At 71.7% G+C, this 17760-nt stretch carries 13 protein-coding genes, 3 tRNA genes and 1 pseudogene; 5 read left to right on the top strand and 12 right to left on the bottom strand.

What is annotated here, in order from left to right:
- The first annotated feature begins 203 nt into the window (after positions 1–203).
- Both ACWD6P_RS01425 and ACWD6P_RS01420 read left to right on the top strand, forming a co-directional pair.
- On the top strand, positions 204–1634 hold the full coding sequence (locus ACWD6P_RS01425; RefSeq protein ID WP_451441913.1) for a PA14 domain-containing protein: 1431 nt from the start codon (positions 204–206) through the stop codon (positions 1632–1634).
- 138 nt (positions 1635–1772) lie between these two features.
- The gene (locus tag ACWD6P_RS01420) at positions 1773–2408 is read left to right on the top strand and encodes an SUKH-4 family immunity protein (protein WP_451441912.1); all 636 of its coding nucleotides are present in this window, start codon (positions 1773–1775) and stop codon (positions 2406–2408) included.
- 33 nt (positions 2409–2441) lie between these two features.
- On the opposite strand, the gene ACWD6P_RS01415 is transcribed toward ACWD6P_RS01420, so the two are convergent.
- The 4 genes from ACWD6P_RS01415 to ACWD6P_RS01400 all read right to left on the bottom strand — a co-directional run bounded on the left by ACWD6P_RS01415 (position 2442) and on the right by ACWD6P_RS01400 (position 4122).
- On the bottom strand, positions 2442–3011 hold the full coding sequence (locus ACWD6P_RS01415) for an SUKH-4 family immunity protein (protein ID WP_451441911.1): 570 nt from the start codon (positions 3009–3011) through the stop codon (positions 2442–2444).
- 678 nt (positions 3012–3689) lie between these two features.
- Positions 3690–3766 (bottom strand) — tRNA-Ile (locus ACWD6P_RS01410).
- A gap of 205 nt (positions 3767–3971) precedes the next feature.
- Positions 3972–4044, bottom strand: a tRNA-Asn gene (locus tag ACWD6P_RS01405).
- Positions 4045–4049: 5 nt separating this feature from the next.
- Positions 4050–4122, bottom strand: a tRNA-Asn gene (locus ACWD6P_RS01400).
- Positions 4123–4345: 223 nt separating this feature from the next.
- On the opposite strand from ACWD6P_RS01400, the gene ACWD6P_RS01395 reads away from it, so the two are divergent.
- Both ACWD6P_RS01395 and ACWD6P_RS01390 read left to right on the top strand, forming a co-directional pair.
- Positions 4346–4645: a YtxH domain-containing protein gene (locus tag ACWD6P_RS01395; RefSeq protein WP_451441910.1), complete on the top strand. Its 300-nt coding sequence runs from the start codon at positions 4346–4348 to the stop codon at positions 4643–4645.
- Between the two features lie 67 nt (positions 4646–4712).
- Positions 4713–6194, top strand: a complete 1482-nt coding sequence (locus tag ACWD6P_RS01390) for an FGGY family carbohydrate kinase (RefSeq protein WP_451441909.1) — start codon at positions 4713–4715, stop codon at positions 6192–6194.
- Between the two features lie 129 nt (positions 6195–6323).
- Here ACWD6P_RS01390 and ACWD6P_RS01385 read toward each other — a convergent pair whose 3' ends face one another.
- From ACWD6P_RS01385 to ACWD6P_RS01350, 8 genes and pseudogenes are all read right to left on the bottom strand, one after another.
- Complete coding sequence (locus tag ACWD6P_RS01385) at positions 6324–7649, bottom strand: RNA polymerase sigma factor (RefSeq protein WP_451441908.1); 1326 nt, start codon at positions 7647–7649, stop codon at positions 6324–6326.
- Between the two features lie 122 nt (positions 7650–7771).
- Complete coding sequence (gene dnaG / locus ACWD6P_RS01380) at positions 7772–9691, bottom strand: DNA primase (RefSeq protein WP_451441907.1); 1920 nt, start codon at positions 9689–9691, stop codon at positions 7772–7774.
- A 55-nt stretch (positions 9692–9746) separates the two neighbouring features.
- Positions 9747–10748: a threo-3-hydroxy-L-aspartate ammonia-lyase gene (locus ACWD6P_RS01375; protein WP_451441906.1), complete on the bottom strand. Its 1002-nt coding sequence runs from the start codon at positions 10746–10748 to the stop codon at positions 9747–9749.
- 9 nt (positions 10749–10757) lie between these two features.
- Positions 10758–12023, bottom strand: a complete 1266-nt coding sequence (locus ACWD6P_RS01370; RefSeq protein WP_451441905.1) for an NAD(P)/FAD-dependent oxidoreductase — start codon at positions 12021–12023, stop codon at positions 10758–10760.
- 231 nt (positions 12024–12254) lie between these two features.
- Positions 12255–13568: a deoxyguanosinetriphosphate triphosphohydrolase gene (locus ACWD6P_RS01365; protein WP_451441904.1), complete on the bottom strand. Its 1314-nt coding sequence runs from the start codon at positions 13566–13568 to the stop codon at positions 12255–12257.
- Positions 13565–14440 (bottom strand): sirohydrochlorin chelatase, encoded by an 876-nt coding sequence (locus tag ACWD6P_RS01360; RefSeq protein WP_451441903.1) that lies wholly within the window; start codon positions 14438–14440, stop codon positions 13565–13567. Before ACWD6P_RS01360 ends, ACWD6P_RS01365 begins: the two co-directional genes overlap by 4 nt.
- Before the next feature lie 225 nt (positions 14441–14665).
- On the bottom strand, positions 14666–15703 hold the full coding sequence (locus tag ACWD6P_RS01355) for an adenosine deaminase (protein ID WP_451441902.1): 1038 nt from the start codon (positions 15701–15703) through the stop codon (positions 14666–14668).
- A 167-nt stretch (positions 15704–15870) separates the two neighbouring features.
- Positions 15871–16293, bottom strand: a pseudogene (locus tag ACWD6P_RS01350) (gamma-glutamylcyclotransferase family protein); the annotation flags it as partial.
- 325 nt (positions 16294–16618) lie between these two features.
- On the opposite strand from ACWD6P_RS01350, the gene ACWD6P_RS01345 reads away from it, so the two are divergent.
- Entirely contained in the window at positions 16619–17386 is a 768-nt protein-coding gene (locus ACWD6P_RS01345; protein WP_451441901.1) for a SanA/YdcF family protein, read from the top strand.
- The last annotated feature ends 374 nt before the right edge of the window (positions 17387–17760 follow it).

The raw sequence follows: 17760 nt of genomic DNA, 5'->3' as shown, positions 1-17760 counted from the left end.
TCGCCTCCTTGTCTGTCATCACGGGCGTCCGCCCACCCTAGCCACGGCCGCCCGAAGAGGTCCAGGCATTTTCCGCGCACGCCACACAGCGGCAAGCGAAGGCGGGGTGTGCCCCTCCACACCATCACCACACCGTGCAACCTTCCCCCCACCTCACGAGTCTCCGCGCTGTACGTCTTGCCCGCACAGCCCGGAAGGCCCCCGTGCACCAGAAGAGTCTCGTCGTCGCCCGGACCGGCGGTGTCATCTCCGCCGTCGTCCTCGGCAGCCTGCTGACCGCCGCCCCGCAGGCGGCAGCCGCCGACGTCACCTGCTCGGCCAACGTCTACAAGCGGACGTTCTACGCCAACACCTCGTTCTCCGGCTCCCCGGTGAAGACCGACTGCGACAGCGCCATCGACCAGAGCTGGTCCGGCAGCCCGGTCTCCGGCATACCGTCGAACGGCTTCGGTGTCCGCTGGTCGGTGACCCGCGACTTCGGCTCCGGCGGCCCCTTCACGTTCACCGCCTCCGCCACCGACGGCGTCCGCGTCTACCTGGACGGGGTCCGCAAGATCGACCTGTGGAAGGGCACCGGTGACACCGCCCGCTCCCAGAGCGTCAACCTCACCGTCCCCTCCGGCAAGCACACCCTCCGCGTCGACTACGCGAACTGGAGCGGCGCCGCGAAGGTCAAGTACACGTACACGCCCCGGACTTCGGCCACGTACGACACGACGAAGCCGCTCGCCCCCACCGGCGTGAAGACCGCCTACAACACCACGACCCGCAAGACGACCGTCTCCTGGTCCGCCAACAAGGAGATGGACCTGGCGGGTTACGCCCTCTACCGCCGGCCCGTGGGCTCCGGCACCTGGACGCAGGTCACCACGACCACCGCCCGCAGCCACACCGACCCCCTCGTGAACCCCGACGACCGCACGCCCTACTACTACGAGGTCCGCGCCAAGGACAAGGCGGGCAACACCTCGTCGGGCAGCACGGACACCGTCGTGCGCCCGCTGCCCGTGGTGACCGAGCTGACGGGCACGTACGACAAGGCGACCGGCAAGGTCACCCTGAAGTGGCCCCTCAACACCGAGCCGCACTTCGACCACTACACGGTCCTGAGCAACGACGAGGTGGACGGCTACTGGGTCTGGGTCCCGCTCGGCACCACCACGGGCAACACCTGGACCACCGGCCCCGTCACCGCCGACGGCGAGACCCGCCACTACCGCGTCCTGGTCACCAACGACGGCGGCACCACCACCTACAACCCGAACGGCCTCGACGCCACGGCCACCCATGAGCTCTGGCTCGCCATCCCCGACGGCATCGCCCCCGCCTACGCCCCCGACCTGACCCTGGGCTCCTGCGCGACCGGCATCCAGGCGACCGCCTCCGACAGCACCCCGGCCCCGATCCGCGACTTCACCGGCCTGGAGATCGAGCGCCGCGAAACGGGAACGCCCACCTGGTCGGTCGTCCTCCACAAGGGCTACGACCCACGCCTCCCCACCGCCACCGCCACCATCTGCGACCCACTGCCCACCGACGGCCGCAGCTACGAGTACCGGGCCCGCACCTATGACGCGGCCGGGAACTACTCGCCGTCCAGCGAAATCCGCACCGTGACGGCACGGGTCGGCTGACGGTTGATTCGGGCCTTGTTGCTTCGCCCCGTCGGCTTGACCGGCGGGGCGAAGCGCTGCGAAGGAACGGGGGCGGGCCCGGGGCGCATCGGCGCAATGCCTCGCACAAGATATTTCCCCTTGCCGTCAGGACAGAACATGCCTCAGCTCGTCGACCGCTCGATGATGGAATCGGCATTCTCTCCAGAGAAGCTGGTGACGCCAGTGGAGGAAAAGCTCCCGGCGGAGCTCAAGGAGTCGGCTCGTTCACTTCTGGTGAACATCGGCCTCCCGAATGACCAAAGTTCCTTCTTCGTCATGGATGGAGGATTCTTCGAAGGGGAATCTCCCAACAGGTTTCGCCGATGCGCGGAGCTCAGCTACTTTTCCCAATACGAGGACATGCCGAAAGCCTGGGAGAACTGGCTGGTCATCGGCGAGATCCATTCTGATGTCGTCGCCTTGGATCCTGCTTCCGGGGTTGTTTACTGCCTACCGGACGGCGAGTACAAGGCATGCACATGCACGCTGAACCAGAGCCTAGACTCCTTCCTCTTCTTCCTCTACCTACTCGAAATCGAGCGCCCTCATTACGACTTCAGGGTGGCCGATGAAATCCTCGACCCGGAAGGCGTTGCGGCATCCCTCCGAGAACGGATGGCGGGGGCCGACCCGCTTCCCTTCGAAGGGGTGGAGCCCGCCTGGTCGGAGGGGTTCGACTGGGAGGCCGAGGACGCACCTCGCCTGCCGACGTGGGAGTGCGTTCTTTGGGATGTGCACGAGACGGTCGGTTAAAGGCCGGGATGATGCACCTTAGGGTCTCCCGCATTACCTTGCGTCAAGGTCAGACACCCATTCGAGGATATCGTGCCAACGTGAATGCGGAACATCCAGAGCCGCCGGATCAATCTCCCTCATCTGCGCAATGAGACGCTGCTCCGCCCCTTCAGGGTCGAGCTCCTGCTCCATTTCCACGTCATAGTTCGGCCGCTCCAGCTCCAGCAGATAGAGGAAGTGAGCGAAGGAATAGAGATCCTTATTGAGCGGATAGACATCATCTTCATCCGAGGGGAGGCAGTACACGACTCCCGTAGCGACATCCAATGCGATGTCGTCGTACGGCACCATGCCGAGCAAGACCCAGTTCGCCGCATTATCCGGGAGGTTGGTCCACCGATCCCGCATATCCTCATAGCAGTCGCCCACCTTCTTGAGCTCCCGCCAGGACCTGTCAATCAGGTCGAACCAGGGATTGGCGCGGACAGGGAGCCCCACATGCCGCATGAAGTCCACGCTCGCTTCATGGTCGATGCCTTCGAGCATCCCCTCGGGCAGCGTGACCAACTCCTCCGAGCTGAACGCGCCTTCAAGTGTTGTCCGGTCAATGGGCGGCGTCATGCTGCCTCCTTATCTGTCACACGCGATGAGAGCAGACCGAGTTGTTGGGAGTTCCCGGCTTCCCCGGCTTGGGCCCGTAGGCGTCACCCGAGTGTCGAGCCAGCTGAGTGGCTCGTGACAGCTGCGTACTTCCCGGCTCAACCCCTCTGGACGGCTGACGCGGCCGAGGCTTGGTGCCCTGCGGGTCCAGTTTGACGAGGGGTTCGCCTTCCTGGGGCCGGCCAACGTTGTCTCCGTTGAACTTCAGGCCGATGCGCTGCCTGTCCTCGTCAGTGAGCTTGTCCCTCTTCCCGTCAGGATGAAGACGCTGGACGGATCACCGGCTGCTTCGCCCACGGTGTGCGGCAGCCAGGAGGCGCCTGGGCCGTTGTGGCGCAGGCCCGGCCCGCGCCTCCGGTCTCCTCGGCATGATCACTCTGGACGGCCGGGGCCGGATGTCCAGGCCTCGGCCGCCGGGCGCTGCCGAAGGGCCTACCGCCGACGGGGCTGGGAGGCTCGGTCGCCGGGTGTCGGGGCGGCGTGAGTGTGAGGGGCCGCTATCCCCTGTGCTGCCGTCCCCGTGACCCTGCGCATCGCCTGGATCTTGGCCTGAACGGATGAACGGGGGCCACCGCGCCGAAGCGGTGACCCCCGTTCTCACGATTCCCCAGGTAGAAAGGATCTTCGCCCTGGGAGCAGTGGTGGGGCGGGTGGGACTCGAACCCACGGCCGACGGATTATGAGTCCGCTGCTCTAACCGGCTGAGCTACCGCCCCCTCCACGGCGCGTCGCGCACATTTGTGCGCGCCGTCTGCCGCAGCATAGCCGCTCATACGATCTGCTGCCCGTGTGGGCTGCCGTCGCGCGACGTTGCACGCCCAAGAGGACTTCGATCACCCGGGTTTCGGTTCCACGGCGGGCGAAAGTTCCGGTTCCGGGCACAAGAAAAAGGACCCCTTGCGGGATCCTCGTTCTCTCTTGCTCCCCCGACTGGACTCGAACCAGTAACCCTCCGGTTAACAGCCGAATGCTCTGCCAATTGAGCTACAGGGGACCGAGCTCCCCCGACTGGACTCGAACCAGTAACCTGCCGGTTAACAGCCGGCTGCTCTGCCAATTGAGCTACAGGGGATTGCTCTGTGTGCCTCGAATGCACCGCTGTCCGGGGCTTCCGGACGGCGCGCGCTCGCTGCGACACATACATTAGCGCAAGCAGGGGGGTGCTCCGCCAATCGGTATCGCCTCAGGTCACCTCGGGTGATCTCCGGCCCCGGAGGGTAGGGGCGCGGCAGAGCCCGGCATGCCGGTGCACACGGTGGCACCGGACGGGACCGACACCAGGGAAAGGTGGAGCGATGCGCTACCGGCTCACTTTCATCGCGGGACTGGCCACGGGGTACGTGCTCGGCGCACGGGCCGGCCGCGAACGGTATGAGCAGCTCCGCAAGGCCGCCCAGCGGGTCTCGCAGAACCCGGCGGTCCGCAACAGTGCCGAGTCCGTGGCCCTGAGCGGGCGCGAGGCGGCGACGAAGGCGTTCGGGGCGGTCTCCGCGAAGGTCGGGGACCGGCTGCCCGGGTCCGTCACCGACCGGGTGCGCTCGCTGCGGGAGCAGCGTTCCGCCGACGAGGACGAGTGGGGCACCAGCAATACCTGAGCGACGGGTCCTGTCGGGCAAACCCTGACTCTCTCCTTATGCGTCCCATGAGGCATCATCTGGGGCCATGGGGATAGTCGCCGGGTTGGACAGTTCGTCCGAGAGCACACGGATCGTGGTCTGCGATGCGGACACGGGTGCCGTCATCAGGCGCGGGTATGCGCCGCACCCCGTCGAGAAGGGGCCCGAGGCCGATCCGCAGGCGTGGCTGATGTCGCTGGGCGAGGCGGCCGGCAACGGGCTGCTGGAGGGCGTGCAGGCCATCGGGGTCTCGGCGCAGCAGCACGGGCTGCTGGCGCTGGACGCGGAGGGCAATCTCGTACGTCCGGCGCTGCTGGGCAACGACAAGCGGGCGCAGAGCGCGGCCGCGGACCTGGTGGACGCGCTGGGCGGGCGTGCCGCGTGGGCGCAGTCCGTCGGGGCGGTGCCGCAGGCCGCGCACCTGGTGACCAAGCTGCGCTGGCTGGCGCGTACGGAGCCGGCGAACGCGGCCCGGATAGCGGAGGTCATGCAGCCGCACGACTGGCTGGCCTGGCAGCTGCTGGGGCGGCCGGCGCGGCGTACGACGGACCGGGGCGGGGCCTCGGCGACCGGTTTCTGGTCGGCGGCGAGCGGGGCGTACCGGCCGGACCTGGTGGAGCTGGCGCTGGGGCACCAGGTGCGGCTGCCGGAGGTGCTGGGGCCGTCCGGGACCGCCGGGTTCACCCCGGAAGGGCTGCTGATCTCCGCCGGTACGGGCGAGACGATGGCGGCGGCGTTCGGGCTCGGTGTCGGGGAGGGTGACGCCGTGGTGTCGCTGGGCGCCTCGGGGTCGGTGTTCGGGATCCATCACGAGGCGCTGGTCGACCCGAGCGGCACGATCACCTCGTTCGCCGATGCGACCGGACGGCATCTGCCGGTGGTGCACACCAGCAACGCGGTGCGTGTGCTGCGCGGCACTGCGGAGATGCTGGGGACGGATCTGGAAGGGCTGTCCGACCTGGCGCTGAAGTCGTCGCCCGGTGCGTACGGCATGGTGCTGCTGCCCTATCTGGAGGGCGAGCGGACGCCTCATCTGCCGCACACCGCCGGGTCTTTGCACGGGATGCGCCGCGAGAGCATGAAGCCGGAGCATCTGGCGCGGGCGGCCGTGGAGGGCATGCTGTGCGGGCTCGCCGACGCGCTGGACGTGCTGCGCGGGCGGGGCGTGGCGGTGCGCCGGGTGTTCCTGCTGGGCGCGGCGGCGGAGCTGGGCGCGGTGCAGGCGATCGCGCCGGGGCTGTTCGGGGTGCAGGTCGTGGTGCCGCAGCCGGCGGAGTACGCGGCGCTGGGCGCTGCGCGGCAGGCGGCGTGGGCGTGGGGGGTGGCGCACGGGACGCTCGCCCCGGCGGCCGGTGCACCGGCCCGTGCGGACGGCGGGTCCGCCTGGGTCGATCCGCCGCAGTGGCCGGCCGCCGCGAGCCAGGTCTTCGAGCCGGGCGAGGACCTGCCGGTCGGGCAGGCCGTACGCCAGCAGTACGCGGCGGTGCGCGACGAGGCCCATCCGGGGGCGTTCCAGCGGGAGGCGTGACGGGGGCACCTTAAGGGGCAGGGCGAACAGATCCCGTAGGGGATGCGAGCGCCCCCTGCGGGGCCACAACGGGGTGGGGTCGGGTGGTATTCCCAGCGGGAGGCGTGACGGGGGCGGGGCGCCGTGCGCTCAGTCCAGATAGCCGCGGAGCTGGTCGGCGAAGGCGTGGTCGCGGAGCTTGTTGAGGGTCTTGGACTCGATCTGGCGTATCCGTTCGCGGGTGACGCCGAAGATCCGGCCGATCTCCTCCAGCGTGCGGGGGCGGCCGTCGGCGAGTCCGTAGCGGAGCTGAACGACCTTGCGTTCGCGTTCGCCGAGGGTGGACAGGACCGCGTCGAGGTGCTCGCGCAGCAGCAGGAACGCGGCGGATTCGACGGGTGAGGCGGCGTCGCCGTCCTCGATGAGGTCGCCGAGGGCGACGTCCTCCTCCTCGCCGACGGGGGCGTGCAGCGAGACCGGTTCCTGGGCCAGCCGCAGCACCTCGCTGACGCGCTCCTCGGTCAGGTCGAGATGGGCCGCGACCTCCTCGGGTGTCGGCTCGTAGCCGCGTTCCTGGAGCATCCGGCGCTGGACGCGGACCACGCGGTTGATCAGTTCGACGACGTGGACCGGGACGCGGATGGTCCTGGCCTGGTCGGCGAGGGCGCGGGACATGGCCTGGCGGATCCACCACGTGGCGTAGGTGGAGAACTTGTAGCCGCGGGCGTAGTCGAACTTCTCGACGGCGCGGATCAGTCCGAGGTTTCCCTCCTGGACGAGGTCGAGCATGGTCAGTCCGCGGCCGACGTAGCGCTTGGCGACGGAGACCACCAGCCGGAGGTTGGCCTCGATCAGGCGGCGTTTGGCCATCCGGCCCAGAACCACCAACTTGTCGAGGTCGTAGGCGAGTTGGGAGGAGAGGTCGGGGGTGTTGGTGAGCTTCTCCTCGGCGAAGAGACCGGCCTCCACCCGGCGGGCGAGCTCGACCTCCTCGGCGGCGGTGAGCAGCGGGATCCGGCCGATCTCGCGGAGGTACTGGCGGAAGAGATCGGAGGACGGGCCGGTGGCGGTGTCGGGGCGGGGGGCCGGTTCCGGGCCCGGTCCGGGTTCCGTTTCCGCTTCCACTTCCGCTTCCGTTTCCGCTTCCGGCCGTGGTTCCGTCTGCAGTGGTGCGGTGATCTCGTCGAGGAGCGTCTCGGCGGCGGGGGGCTCGGCCTGCTGCGGCACGGTGACCGGTTCCAGGGCCGGGTCCATCAGCGGCTCGGCAGCCGGTTCCGCGGCGGCCGGCGCGTCGGCGAGGGTCTGGGTCTGCACGGGGGCGACCTCCAGGGTGATCGCTGCTGAGGCGGCAGAAGGGTCGGGCACGGGTGCGGCCGAGCCGCCTCCCGTCCCGTACACGGAGAGTGGTTCCGCGGGGGATTCCGGCGGCGTACGCGGCGTACGCCCGGATCTGACCCGCTCCGAGGACTCAGGCACCGCTTCTCAGTGTGGAGTACGACACACGCCCGCCACGAGGGGCGTGCGACCACTTTTTGAGTCCGGTCCGTGACCGGACGGCTACCGCGGGGTGTTCTGGGGCCCTGCGGACCGGCCCGCGCTCAGAGCGCCGCGTAGCCCCGTTCGCGCAGGGACTGGCCGTACTGCTGGAGGACCCACAGTTCGTTCTGCACGGCGGCCAGGTGCTCGGGGTCGGCGCGGGGGCCGAGGCGCTGGAGGGTGCCGCGGATCTCCGTGACGCGCTGGTTGACGGCCGCGAGGCGGACGGCGACCAACTGGACGCCGGCGTAGGCCTCGTCGGGCTCGCGGCGGGTGTGCAGCGGCTCGACGGCGAGCTCGGTGACCATGGCGCGGACGGTGTCGTCGGGGGCGGCCTCGCGCACCCGGGCGACGTATGCGCTGTCAGAGGCGCCTGCGGTGGCCCCGCCGGCGTCCTCGATGCACTGGCGGACCACGGCGTAGGGCGGCGCGGTGAACTCATCGGCCCCGTAGGCGTCGAAGGCCGGGGAGACCAGGTCGGGGCGCTGCAGGGCGAGCTTGAGGAGCTCGCGTTCCACGCGGTGGGCGGGGCTGCGGAGGTTGAGCGCCGGGCCGCGCGGGCCGGGCGCGGGGCGGGTCTGCTCGGGCTCGGGGCCCGGGCCGCGGCGCTGCTGACGGCCCTGGTCGGGGCCCTGGCCGTCGCGGCCGCGCTCGCGGGCCCAGCGGGCGAGCTGGGCGACGCGCTTGACCACGAACTGGGTGTCCAGGATGCCGAGCATGCCGGCGAGCTGGACGGCGGATTCGTGCTGGATGGAGCTGTTCTTGATGTTGGCGACGATGGGGGCGGCCTCGTCGAGGGCGGCGGCGCGGCCGACGGTCGTGTCGAGGTTGTGCCGGGAGACGACATGGCGCAGCGCGAACTCGAAGAGCGGGGTGCGCGCGTCGACGAGGTCGGCGACGGCCTGCTCGCCCTTGGCGAGCCGCAGGTCGCAGGGGTCCATACCGCCGGGGGTGATGGCGATGGAGGTCTGGGCGGCGAACTTCTGGTCGTCCTCGAAGGCGCGCAGGGCGGCCTTCTGGCCCGCGGCGTCGCCGTCGAAGGTGAAGACGACCTCGGAGCCGGAGTTGTCCATCAGCAGCCGGCGGAGGATCTTGATGTGGCCCTCGCCGAAGGACGTGCCGCAGGTGGCGATGGCGGTGGTGACGCCGGCCAGATGGCAGGCCATGACGTCCGTGTAGCCCTCGACCACGACGGCGCGGTTGGTCCTGGCGATCTCCTTCTTGGCGAGGTCGATGCCGTAGAGGACCTGGGACTTGCGGTAGAGGGGGGTCTCGGGGGTGTTGAGGTACTTGGGGCCGTTGTCGTCGTCGCGGAGCTTGCGGGCGCCGAAGCCGACGACCTCGCCGGCGATGTCGCGGATCGGCCACATCAGGCGGCCGCGGAAGCGGTCGATGGGGCCGCGGCGGCCCTCCTGGGAGAGGCCGGCCAGGACCAGCTCCTTGTCCGTGAAGCCGCGGCCGCGCAGGAAGCGGGTGAGGTGGTCCCAGCCGGCCGGGCTGTAGCCGACGCCGAAGTGCTGGGCGGCGGCCTGGTCGAAGCCGCGCTCGGCGAGGAACTTGCGGGCGATCTCGGCCTCGGGGCTGTCGAGCTGCTCGACGTAGAACTGCGCGGCGGCCTTGTGGGCCTCCACCAGGCGGGTGCGCTCGCCCTGCTGGCGGCCGGGGGTGTAGCCGCCCTCTTCGTAGCGGAGGGTGATGCCGGCCTGGGAGGCGAGGCGCTCGATGGTCTCGGCGAAGGAGAGGTGGTCGATCTTCATGATGAAGTCGACGGTGTCGCCGCCCTCCTGGCAGCCGAAGCAGTGGTAGAGGCCCTTGGCGGGGCTGACGTGGAAGGACGGGGACTTCTCGTCGTGGAAGGGGCACAGGCCCTTGAGGTTGCCGCCGCCGGCGTTGCGGAGCTGGAGGTACTCGGACACGACGGCGTCGATCGGGACCGCGTCCCGTACCGCCTTCACATCGTCATCGTTGATCCTGCCTGCCACGCGTGAATTCTACGGCCGGGGTCGGACAGTCCCGGCCGCGCGGCCCCGCCCCGGCTCACCCCATCAGCTCCACGAAGCGCTCCAGGCCGATGTTGCCGCCGGAGACGATCACTCCGGTCCGTGGGGGGAGGGGGCCGGTACGGCCGGCCAGCAGGGCGGCCAGGGCGCTGGCGCCGCTGGGCTCGGTGACGATCTTGAGGCGTTCGAAGGCGAACCTCATGGCGGCGCGGATCTCGTCGTCGCTGACCAGGGCGACCGAGTCGACCAGCCGCCGGTTGATGGCGAAGGTCAGCGCGCCGGGGGTCTCGACGGCCTGGCCGTCGGCGATGGTGCGCGGGACGGGGACGGTGACGGGGCGGCCGGCGGCCAGGGAGCGGCGGGTGTCGTCGCCGGCCTCCGGCTCGACGCCGATCATGCGGATACCGGGCGACAGGGCGGTGGCGGCGAGGGCCGAGCCGGCCATCAGTCCGCCGCCCCCGACGGGGACCAGCAGCGCGTCGAGCGGGCCGGTCTCCTCGATCAGCTCCAGGGCGGCGGTGCCCTGGCCCGCGATGATGTGCGGATGCTCGTACGGCGGGATGAGGGTCAGCCCGCGCTCCTCGGCGAGCCGGCGGCCGAGGGCGACGCGGTCGCCCGTGTAGCGGTCGTAGCGGACGATCTCGGCGCCGTATCCGGCGGTGGCCGCGGCCTTGGACTCCGGGGCGTCCTCGGGCATCACGATGACGGCGTGGCTGCCCAGCTCCCTGGCGGCGAGGGCGACGGCCTGGGCGTGGTTGCCGGAGGAGTAGGCGGCGACCCCGCGGGCCAGCTGGTCGGGGGTCAGCCGTGACAGGGCGTTGTAGGCGCCGCGGAACTTGAAGGCGCCGACGCGCTGGAAGTTCTCGCACTTGAGGTGGACCTCGGTGCCGACCAGCGCGTCGAGGGTGCGCGAGCGCAGCACGGGCGTGCGGTGTGCCACGCCCGCCAGCCGCCGGGCGGCGTCCCGGACGTCGTTGAAGGTGACGGGGTCGGGGGCGTCGCCGACGGGGCCGGTGGGACCGGTGGGGCTCTGCGTCATGGGCGCACGCTACGGGAGCAGCGAGTGCAGCGGAACCTCCGGATCGGCCAGTGCGCCGGGCTCCAACGGGGCGCCGGAGCGGATGAGTTGCTGGATGGTCTCGGCGACGTCCCAGACGTTGACGTTCATCCCCGCGAGCAGCCGGCCGTCCGCGCCCAGCCAGAAGGCGATGAACTCCCGTTTGGCGACGTCGCCGCGGCAGACGACCTGGGCGTAGGAGCCGGGCGGGGCGTAGCCGGAGTACTCCATGCCGACGTCGTACTGGTCGGAGAAGAAGTACGGGATGCGGTCGTAGCTGATGTCCTGGCCGAGCATGGCGCGCGCGGCGGCCGGGCCGCCGTTGAGGGCGTTGGCCCAGTGTTCGACGCGCAGGCGGGTGTCCAGGAGGGGGTGGTCGGCGGCGGCGACGTCACCGGCGGCGTAGATGTACGGGTCGGAGGTGCGCAGTGCGGAGTCGACGGCGATGCCGCCGCCGGCGGTGGCTTCGACGAGGTCGAGCCCGGCCTGTTCGGCGAGGGCGGTGCGCGGGGCGGCGCCGATCGCGGCGAGCACGTCGTGGGCGGGGTGCTCCTCGCCGTCGTCGGTGCGCACCGCGAGCACCATGCCGTCCTGGCCGACGATCTCGGTGAGCCGGGCGCCGAAGTGGAAGCGGACGCCGTGGTCGCGGTGCAGTTCGGTGAACAGGCCGCCGAGTTCGGGGCCGAGGATGCCGTGCAGCGGGGTCGGGGCGGTCTCGATGAGGGTGACCTCGGCGCCGTAGGTGCGGGCGGCGGCGGCGACCTCCAGGCCGATCCAGCCGGCGCCCGCGATGACGAGCTGCCCGTTTTCCCGGCCGAGCGAGGCCAGCACGCCGCGCAGCCGTTCGGCGTGCGCGAGGCGGCGCAGGTGGTGCACGCCGGCCAGGCCGGTGCCGGGGATGTCCAGGCGGCGCGGCTCGGCGCCGGTGGCCAGCAGCAGCTTGTCGTAGACGATCAGGGTGCCGTCACCGAGCCGTACGGTCTTGGCCCCGGGGTCCAGATGGACGGCGGGCTGGCCCAGGTGGAGCTCGATCTGTGCCTGGGCGTACCAGGCGGGTTCATGGACGAAGACGCTGTCGCGCTCTTCCTTGCCGAGCAGGTACCCCTTGGACAGCGGGGGCCGCTCGTAGGGGTGGTCGCGCTCGTCACAGATGAGGATCACCCGGCCGGTGAAGCCTTCCGAGCGGAGCGTCTCCGCGGCCTTCGCTCCGGCCAGGCCACCCCCGACGATGACGAACGTCTGGTGTGCGTCGACCACTTGCTTCCTCCTCGTTGCGGTGCCGTACGTCCGCGTCCGCGTCCGTAAACGCCCCCGATGTCCCCCGGTCTGCTTCCCCCGTAGATGTGTGCGGTGTGGGACGGGTTCCCGTCCGGTGTCGTCCGGGTTCCCGTGCCGTGTAGCGGTGCTGTCAGGTTCCCCGTGCGGAATCGGTCGGCTTCGAGCGTCCCGCACGGAGGGTGAGGGGGGAAGAGGGGCTTCCCCCAAGGGTCACCCTCGGTTGTCCCGGGTGTTACCAGGGCGTCGGGTGAGCCGGGCGTGCAGCGAGCGCGCCGAGGTGTCCGTCAGGGCCGCGATCTGGTCGATGACGGCGCGCATGCGGGCGGTGTCGTCGGGGGCCGTGTCGAACAGCGAACGGAACTGCGGATCAAGCCCGTCGGGGGCGCGGGCGAGCAGCGCCTCGGCCAGTTCGGCGATGACGATGCGCTGGTCGGCCCGGAGTGCTTCCTGGTCGGGGCGCTGCATGACGTACCGGTCGGCGACCGCTTTCAAAACGGCGCATTCCAGCCGTGTTTCGTCCGGAACCACCAGCTCCGCTCCGTACCGGGTGAGCCGTCCGCTCCCCCACTGGGCGCGGGTCGCGCCCTCGGCCGCCAGACAGAAGCGGCCGATCAGCTGGCTGGTGGCGTCCTTGAGGCGGGCCTGGGCGAGGGCGGTGCCGTCGTAGCCGTGCGGCCACCACTCCTGGTCGAGGAGGCGGTCCAGCGCGGCGGCCAGCTCCTCGGGGCCGGCGCCGGGCGCATAGCGCTCACCGGCGACCGCGAAGATCTCGGCGCGCTCGGGGTCGGCGAGCAGGACGTTGGGGTCGAGATGCCCGGCGTGCAGTCCGTCCTCGACGTCGTGCACCGAGTACGCCACGTCGTCGGACCAGTCCATGACCTGCGCCTCGAAGCTCTGCGCCCCGTCGGGGGCGCCCTGCCGGAACCACTCGAACACCGGCAGGTCGTCCGGGTAGACCCCGAACTTCCGGGAGGCGGGGTCGGCGGGGTGCCCGCCGCGCGGCCAGGGGTACTTGGTGGCGGCGTCCAGGGCGGCGCGGGAGAGGTTCAGCCCGACGCTGAGCGTCGCACCGTCCGGGGCGGGCACGAACCGCTTGGGCTCCAGACGGGCCAGCAGCCGCAGCGACTGGGCGTTGCCCTCGAAGCCGCCGCAGGGCGCGGCGACTTCGTTGAGGGTCTGCTCGCCGTTGTGCCCGAAGGGCGGGTGGCCGAGGTCGTGCGCCAGACAGGCCGTCTCGACCAGGTCCGGGTCGCAGCCGAGGGCGGCGCCCAGCTCCCGGCCGACCTGGGCGCACTCCAGGGAGTGGGTCAGCCGGGTGCGCGGCGTGGCGTCCCAGGCGTGGGTGAGCCCGCCCGGGGTGACGACCTGGGTCTTGCCGGCGAGCCTGCGCAGCGCGGCGGAGTGCAGCACCCGGGCGCGGTCGCGCTGGAAGGCGGTACGCCCCGGCCGTTTGTCGGGCTCGGTGACCCAGCGTTCGGTGTCTGCGGCGGTGTAGCCCGGGATGGTCGGTGAGGTGCCCGTCATACAGCGACGGTAGCCGCCCGGATGCTCTCGGGGCCGGATCCGGTACGCGCCAGGAGCGCCTGGTCGTAGCGGTGCAGCACCAGACGGGCGAGTGCGCGGTGGTCGCCGAGGGGCGCGGCGGCGATCCCGGGGGCGGCCGCCGCGCACTGGGCGGCGAAGCGGCCGGGCGCGGTGAAGCAGCCCGCGACGGCGATCCGGTCGTGGCCGCGGGCGGTCAGGGCCCGGACCGCTTCGGCGACGGTGGGGGCCGCCGCCGAGGCATAGGCGGGAAGGACGGGCAGGCCGCCGAGCCGGTCGGAGAGCAGCCGTGCGATGCGTTCGGTGTCCCGGGTGGAGCGGGCCGCGCGCGAGCCGGCGGAGGCCAGGACCACGGCCGTCTCCCGCCCGGCGGTGAACCCGGCCTCCCGCAGCCGCCCGTGCAGCGCCTCGGCGAGGAGCGGATGCGGGCCGAGCGGTTCGGCGATCCGGCCGGTCAGGTGCGGTGCGGCGGCCAGAGCGGCGGGCAGGTCGTGGGTGACGTGATAGCCATGGCCGAAAAGCAGCGGTACGACGACGGCCGTGCCGTGCAGCTCGGTGAGGGTGTCGGCGAGCAGCGGCTGCTCGATCTCGATGTGCCCGAGCCGTACGGGCAGGCCGGGCCGGAGCGCGCGGACCCGGTCGAGCAGGGCGCGGACGGTGGGCAGCGCGCGGGGGTCGCGGCTGCCGTGGGCCACGGCCACGAGGGTGGGCGCGGCCGGTCCCGGGCGGCGGAAGCCACGCAGCCGGACCTGGCCGAGCCGGTGGCCGAGCTGGGCGGTGATCTCGGCGGCGAGGTCCCCGGCGCCGAGCGGCGCGGGGGACGCGGACGGTGGGTGGGATATCGGCGCCGTCATGGGCCGAGCGTGGCAGCCGGGCGTTGCGGTGCCGTTTCCCCGCGGGTAACTCCGTGTTCCGTCCGGCTGCCGCCGGGGGCGGGCGCGGTGTGCGGGCAGCGGGCCGGCGGCGGTGTACGGGCGCCGGGGCCGGGGCCTGCCCCGGTGTTCCGTTGTTCCGTTGTTCCGTTCACCGGGCCGGCCGCGGTCTGCCTCCGCCGGCCGCCCCCGCGTGCGTCCTCCGGGCTACCCCCGGTGTGCGTCCGCCGCGTACGCGTCGACTTCCCGCAGGTACTTCTCGCGCGTCGCCTCGTCCAGGAAGGACGCGCGGAAGGAGTTGCGGGCGAGGGTGCGCAGCGTCTCCGGGTCGAGGCCGAGGGCGTCGCGTACGGCGGTGAAGTTGTCGTCCGCGTAACCGCCGAAGTAGGCGGGGTCGTCGGAGTTGACGGTCACCAGCAGCCCGGCGTCCAGCATCGCGGGCAGCGGATGGTCGGCGAGGTCGTCGATGACCCGCAGCCGGACGTTCGACAGCGGGCAGACGGTCAGCGGCACCTGCTCCGCCGCCAGCCGGGCCACCAGCCGCTCGTCCTCCATGCAGCGCACACCGTGGTCGATCCGGTCCACCCCGAGGACGTCCAGGGCCTCCCACACATATGCGGCGGGCCCCTCCTCCCCCGCGTGGGCCACGCACTTGAGCCCGGCCTGGCGCGCCAGCGCGAAGACCTCCTCGAACTTGGCCGGCGGGTGCCCGACCTCGGCCGAGTCCAGGCCGACGGCGGTGATCCGGTGCAGGTACGGGCGGGCCGCCTCGAAGGTCGCCAGGGCCGACTCGGCGCTCTCGTCGCGCAGGAAGCACATGATCAGGCGGGTGCTGATGCCGTAGGTCTCCTGGGCGGCGTCGAGCGCGCGGGCCAGGCCGTCGATGACCGTGCCGACCGGGACACCGCGGGCGGTGTGCGCCTGCGGGTCGAAGAAGATCTCGGCGTGCCGTACGCCCTGCTCCTTGGCGCGGGCGAGGTAGGCGTGCGCGAGGTCGGCGAAGTCGTCCTCGGTGCGCAGCACGGCCATCAGCGCGTAGTAGAGGTTCAGGAACGACTGCAGATCGGCGAAGGAGTAGGCGCGGCGCAGCTCGTCCTCGGTGGCGTACGGCAGCTTGACGCCGTTGCGCTCGGCGAGCGCGAAGGCCAGCTCGGGCTCCAGAGTGCCCTCGATGTGCAGATGCAGCTCCGCCTTGGGGAGCGGGGCGGCAGCGGGGGACGAGGGGGAGGACGGAGAGGAAGCCACGCGGGTCACACCTGTTCTGCGGTACGGGAAGGGCCCTCGGCACGGGAGGAGCCGTCGGTCCGGGAGGAGTCGTCCAGGCTATCGGGAGCGTGATCGGGAACTGCGGCGGCACCTGGGGCCGTGGCGGCCCCGGGGCCGGCAGGGCGCGGGGAGCACCGCGCCGCGGCGGGGCGCAGCCAGTCGCCGCCTTCGATGGGCGGGCCGGCGGCGCGCAGCCGGACGGCGAGGGGCTCGGCCGCCAGGTAGACCCAGGCCCGTACGCTCCGGCCGTCCGGGCGCACCGCGTGGGTGACCACCCGTTCGTAGAGGTTGTGCGGGTCGCCGGGGGCGTAGGTCTCCAGCCGGTCCAGCGCCGCGCGCACCTCCTCGTAGTCGGCGTCGCGGGGCAGGACGAGGGCGCCGTACACCACCGCGTCGGCGGGCCCGGCGAGGGCGTAGGGGTATCCGGGGCCGTCGTAGAGCAGCGCGCCACGGATCCGGGCCGGCTCCTCGTACGCGGTCCGGCCGCGCAGGTAGCGGGCGTGGTTGGCCTGGCCGGGGCGCAGCGTTCCGTAGACGAAGAACGGCAGCCGCTCGGGCTCGGGGGTCATGGTGGCGCGTTCCTCTCCGGTCCTTCGGGCAGGGTGCTTCTCCTGCCTGCCACGATGCCAGGCCAGCGGCCGGTGCACCGCGTGCGCCCCGTATGGCCCGTATGGCCCGTACCCGTGCAACCATCTCCGGCCGGTGGGCGTCGCAGCCAGGAGATCGATCACGATCGGGAGCCGAACGGGAGCCGAACGGGAGCGACCGCACGCGATCGGGCCTGATCGAAAGCGGTCGGGAGCAGTCGGGAGTGGCTGGCAGCGGTCGGGAGTGGCTGGGAACGGTCGGCAGTGTCCGGGAACGGCCGGATGTCATCGAGGACGGGGGCAGTGGATGCGACGGCTGATGCGGCAGCTGATGCGGCGGATACGGGACGGGGCGCGCCGCGTACGGCTGCCGCGGACCCGGCGCGGGTGGCGCCGCACGTACCAGGTCGTGGTGGCCGCCACCGTGCTCGCGCTGGCACCCGCGACCTGGATGAACGCCACCGCGGGCCCCCGGGTGCGCACCGTCGCCGACGCGCCCGCCGCGCCGGTCGCCATCGTCTTCGGCGCGGGCCTGTGGAACGGCGAGCCGTCCCCCTACCTCGCCCACCGGCTGGACGCGGCCGCCGCGCTCTACGAGCGGGGCTCGGTCCGCGCCGTCCTGGTCACCGGCGACAACAGCCGGCGCGACTACGACGAGCCGGACGCGATGCGGACCTATCTGCTGCGCCACGGCGTTCCGGCCCGGAAGATCGTCAGCGACTATGCGGGCTTCGACACCTGGGACTCCTGCAGCCGCGCCCACCGGATCTTCGGGGTCGACCGGGCGGTGCTGGTCAGCCAGGGCTTCCACATCCGGCGGGCGCTGGCGCTGTGCGCGGCGGCCGGCATCGACGCGTACGGGGTCGGGGTGGCCGCCCGGCACGATGTGACCTGGGCGTACGGCGGCGTACGGGAGCTCTTCGCGGCCGGCAAGGCGGCGGCGGACGCGCTGCTGCGGCCCGATCCGCACTTCCTCGGACCGCACGAGGCGGGGGTGACGGAGGCGCTGCGAGCCGGGGCGGACCCGAAGGGCCCGGGGGCGGACCCCAAGGACCCCGGCGCGGCCAGGCCTTAGAGACGGTCCCGACGTCGTGGATGTGCCGTGGATGTGCTCGCCGCCCGTCGGCAAACGCCTCAAATACCCAAGAAACGCCTTTCTTTAGCACCCGCTCCCCGTGCTAGAAACGACGTCAGTCGTTCGACGGGGCGGCGTGCAGCGTCACAGCAACGGTCACCAGCCACACACACCTGCTCCGCCTCCATGCCACCAGGTCCGGGCGCTCACGGATGCCGGGCCGTCTGGCCGGACAACTCTCCCTACTGCGCCGCGAGTTCGGCCTGCGATGCGCAACGCCGCCCACGTCACGGGCGGGGAGATGACGCCGGGCCGGACCAGGAGCCATGTGCCGCCGCTCAGTCCGGATCCGCCGATCACAGCTCCAGAAGCTC

The organism is Streptomyces sp. NPDC002446, from assembly GCF_053595675.1.
This window is presented reverse-complemented; position numbering and strand designations above follow the sequence as displayed.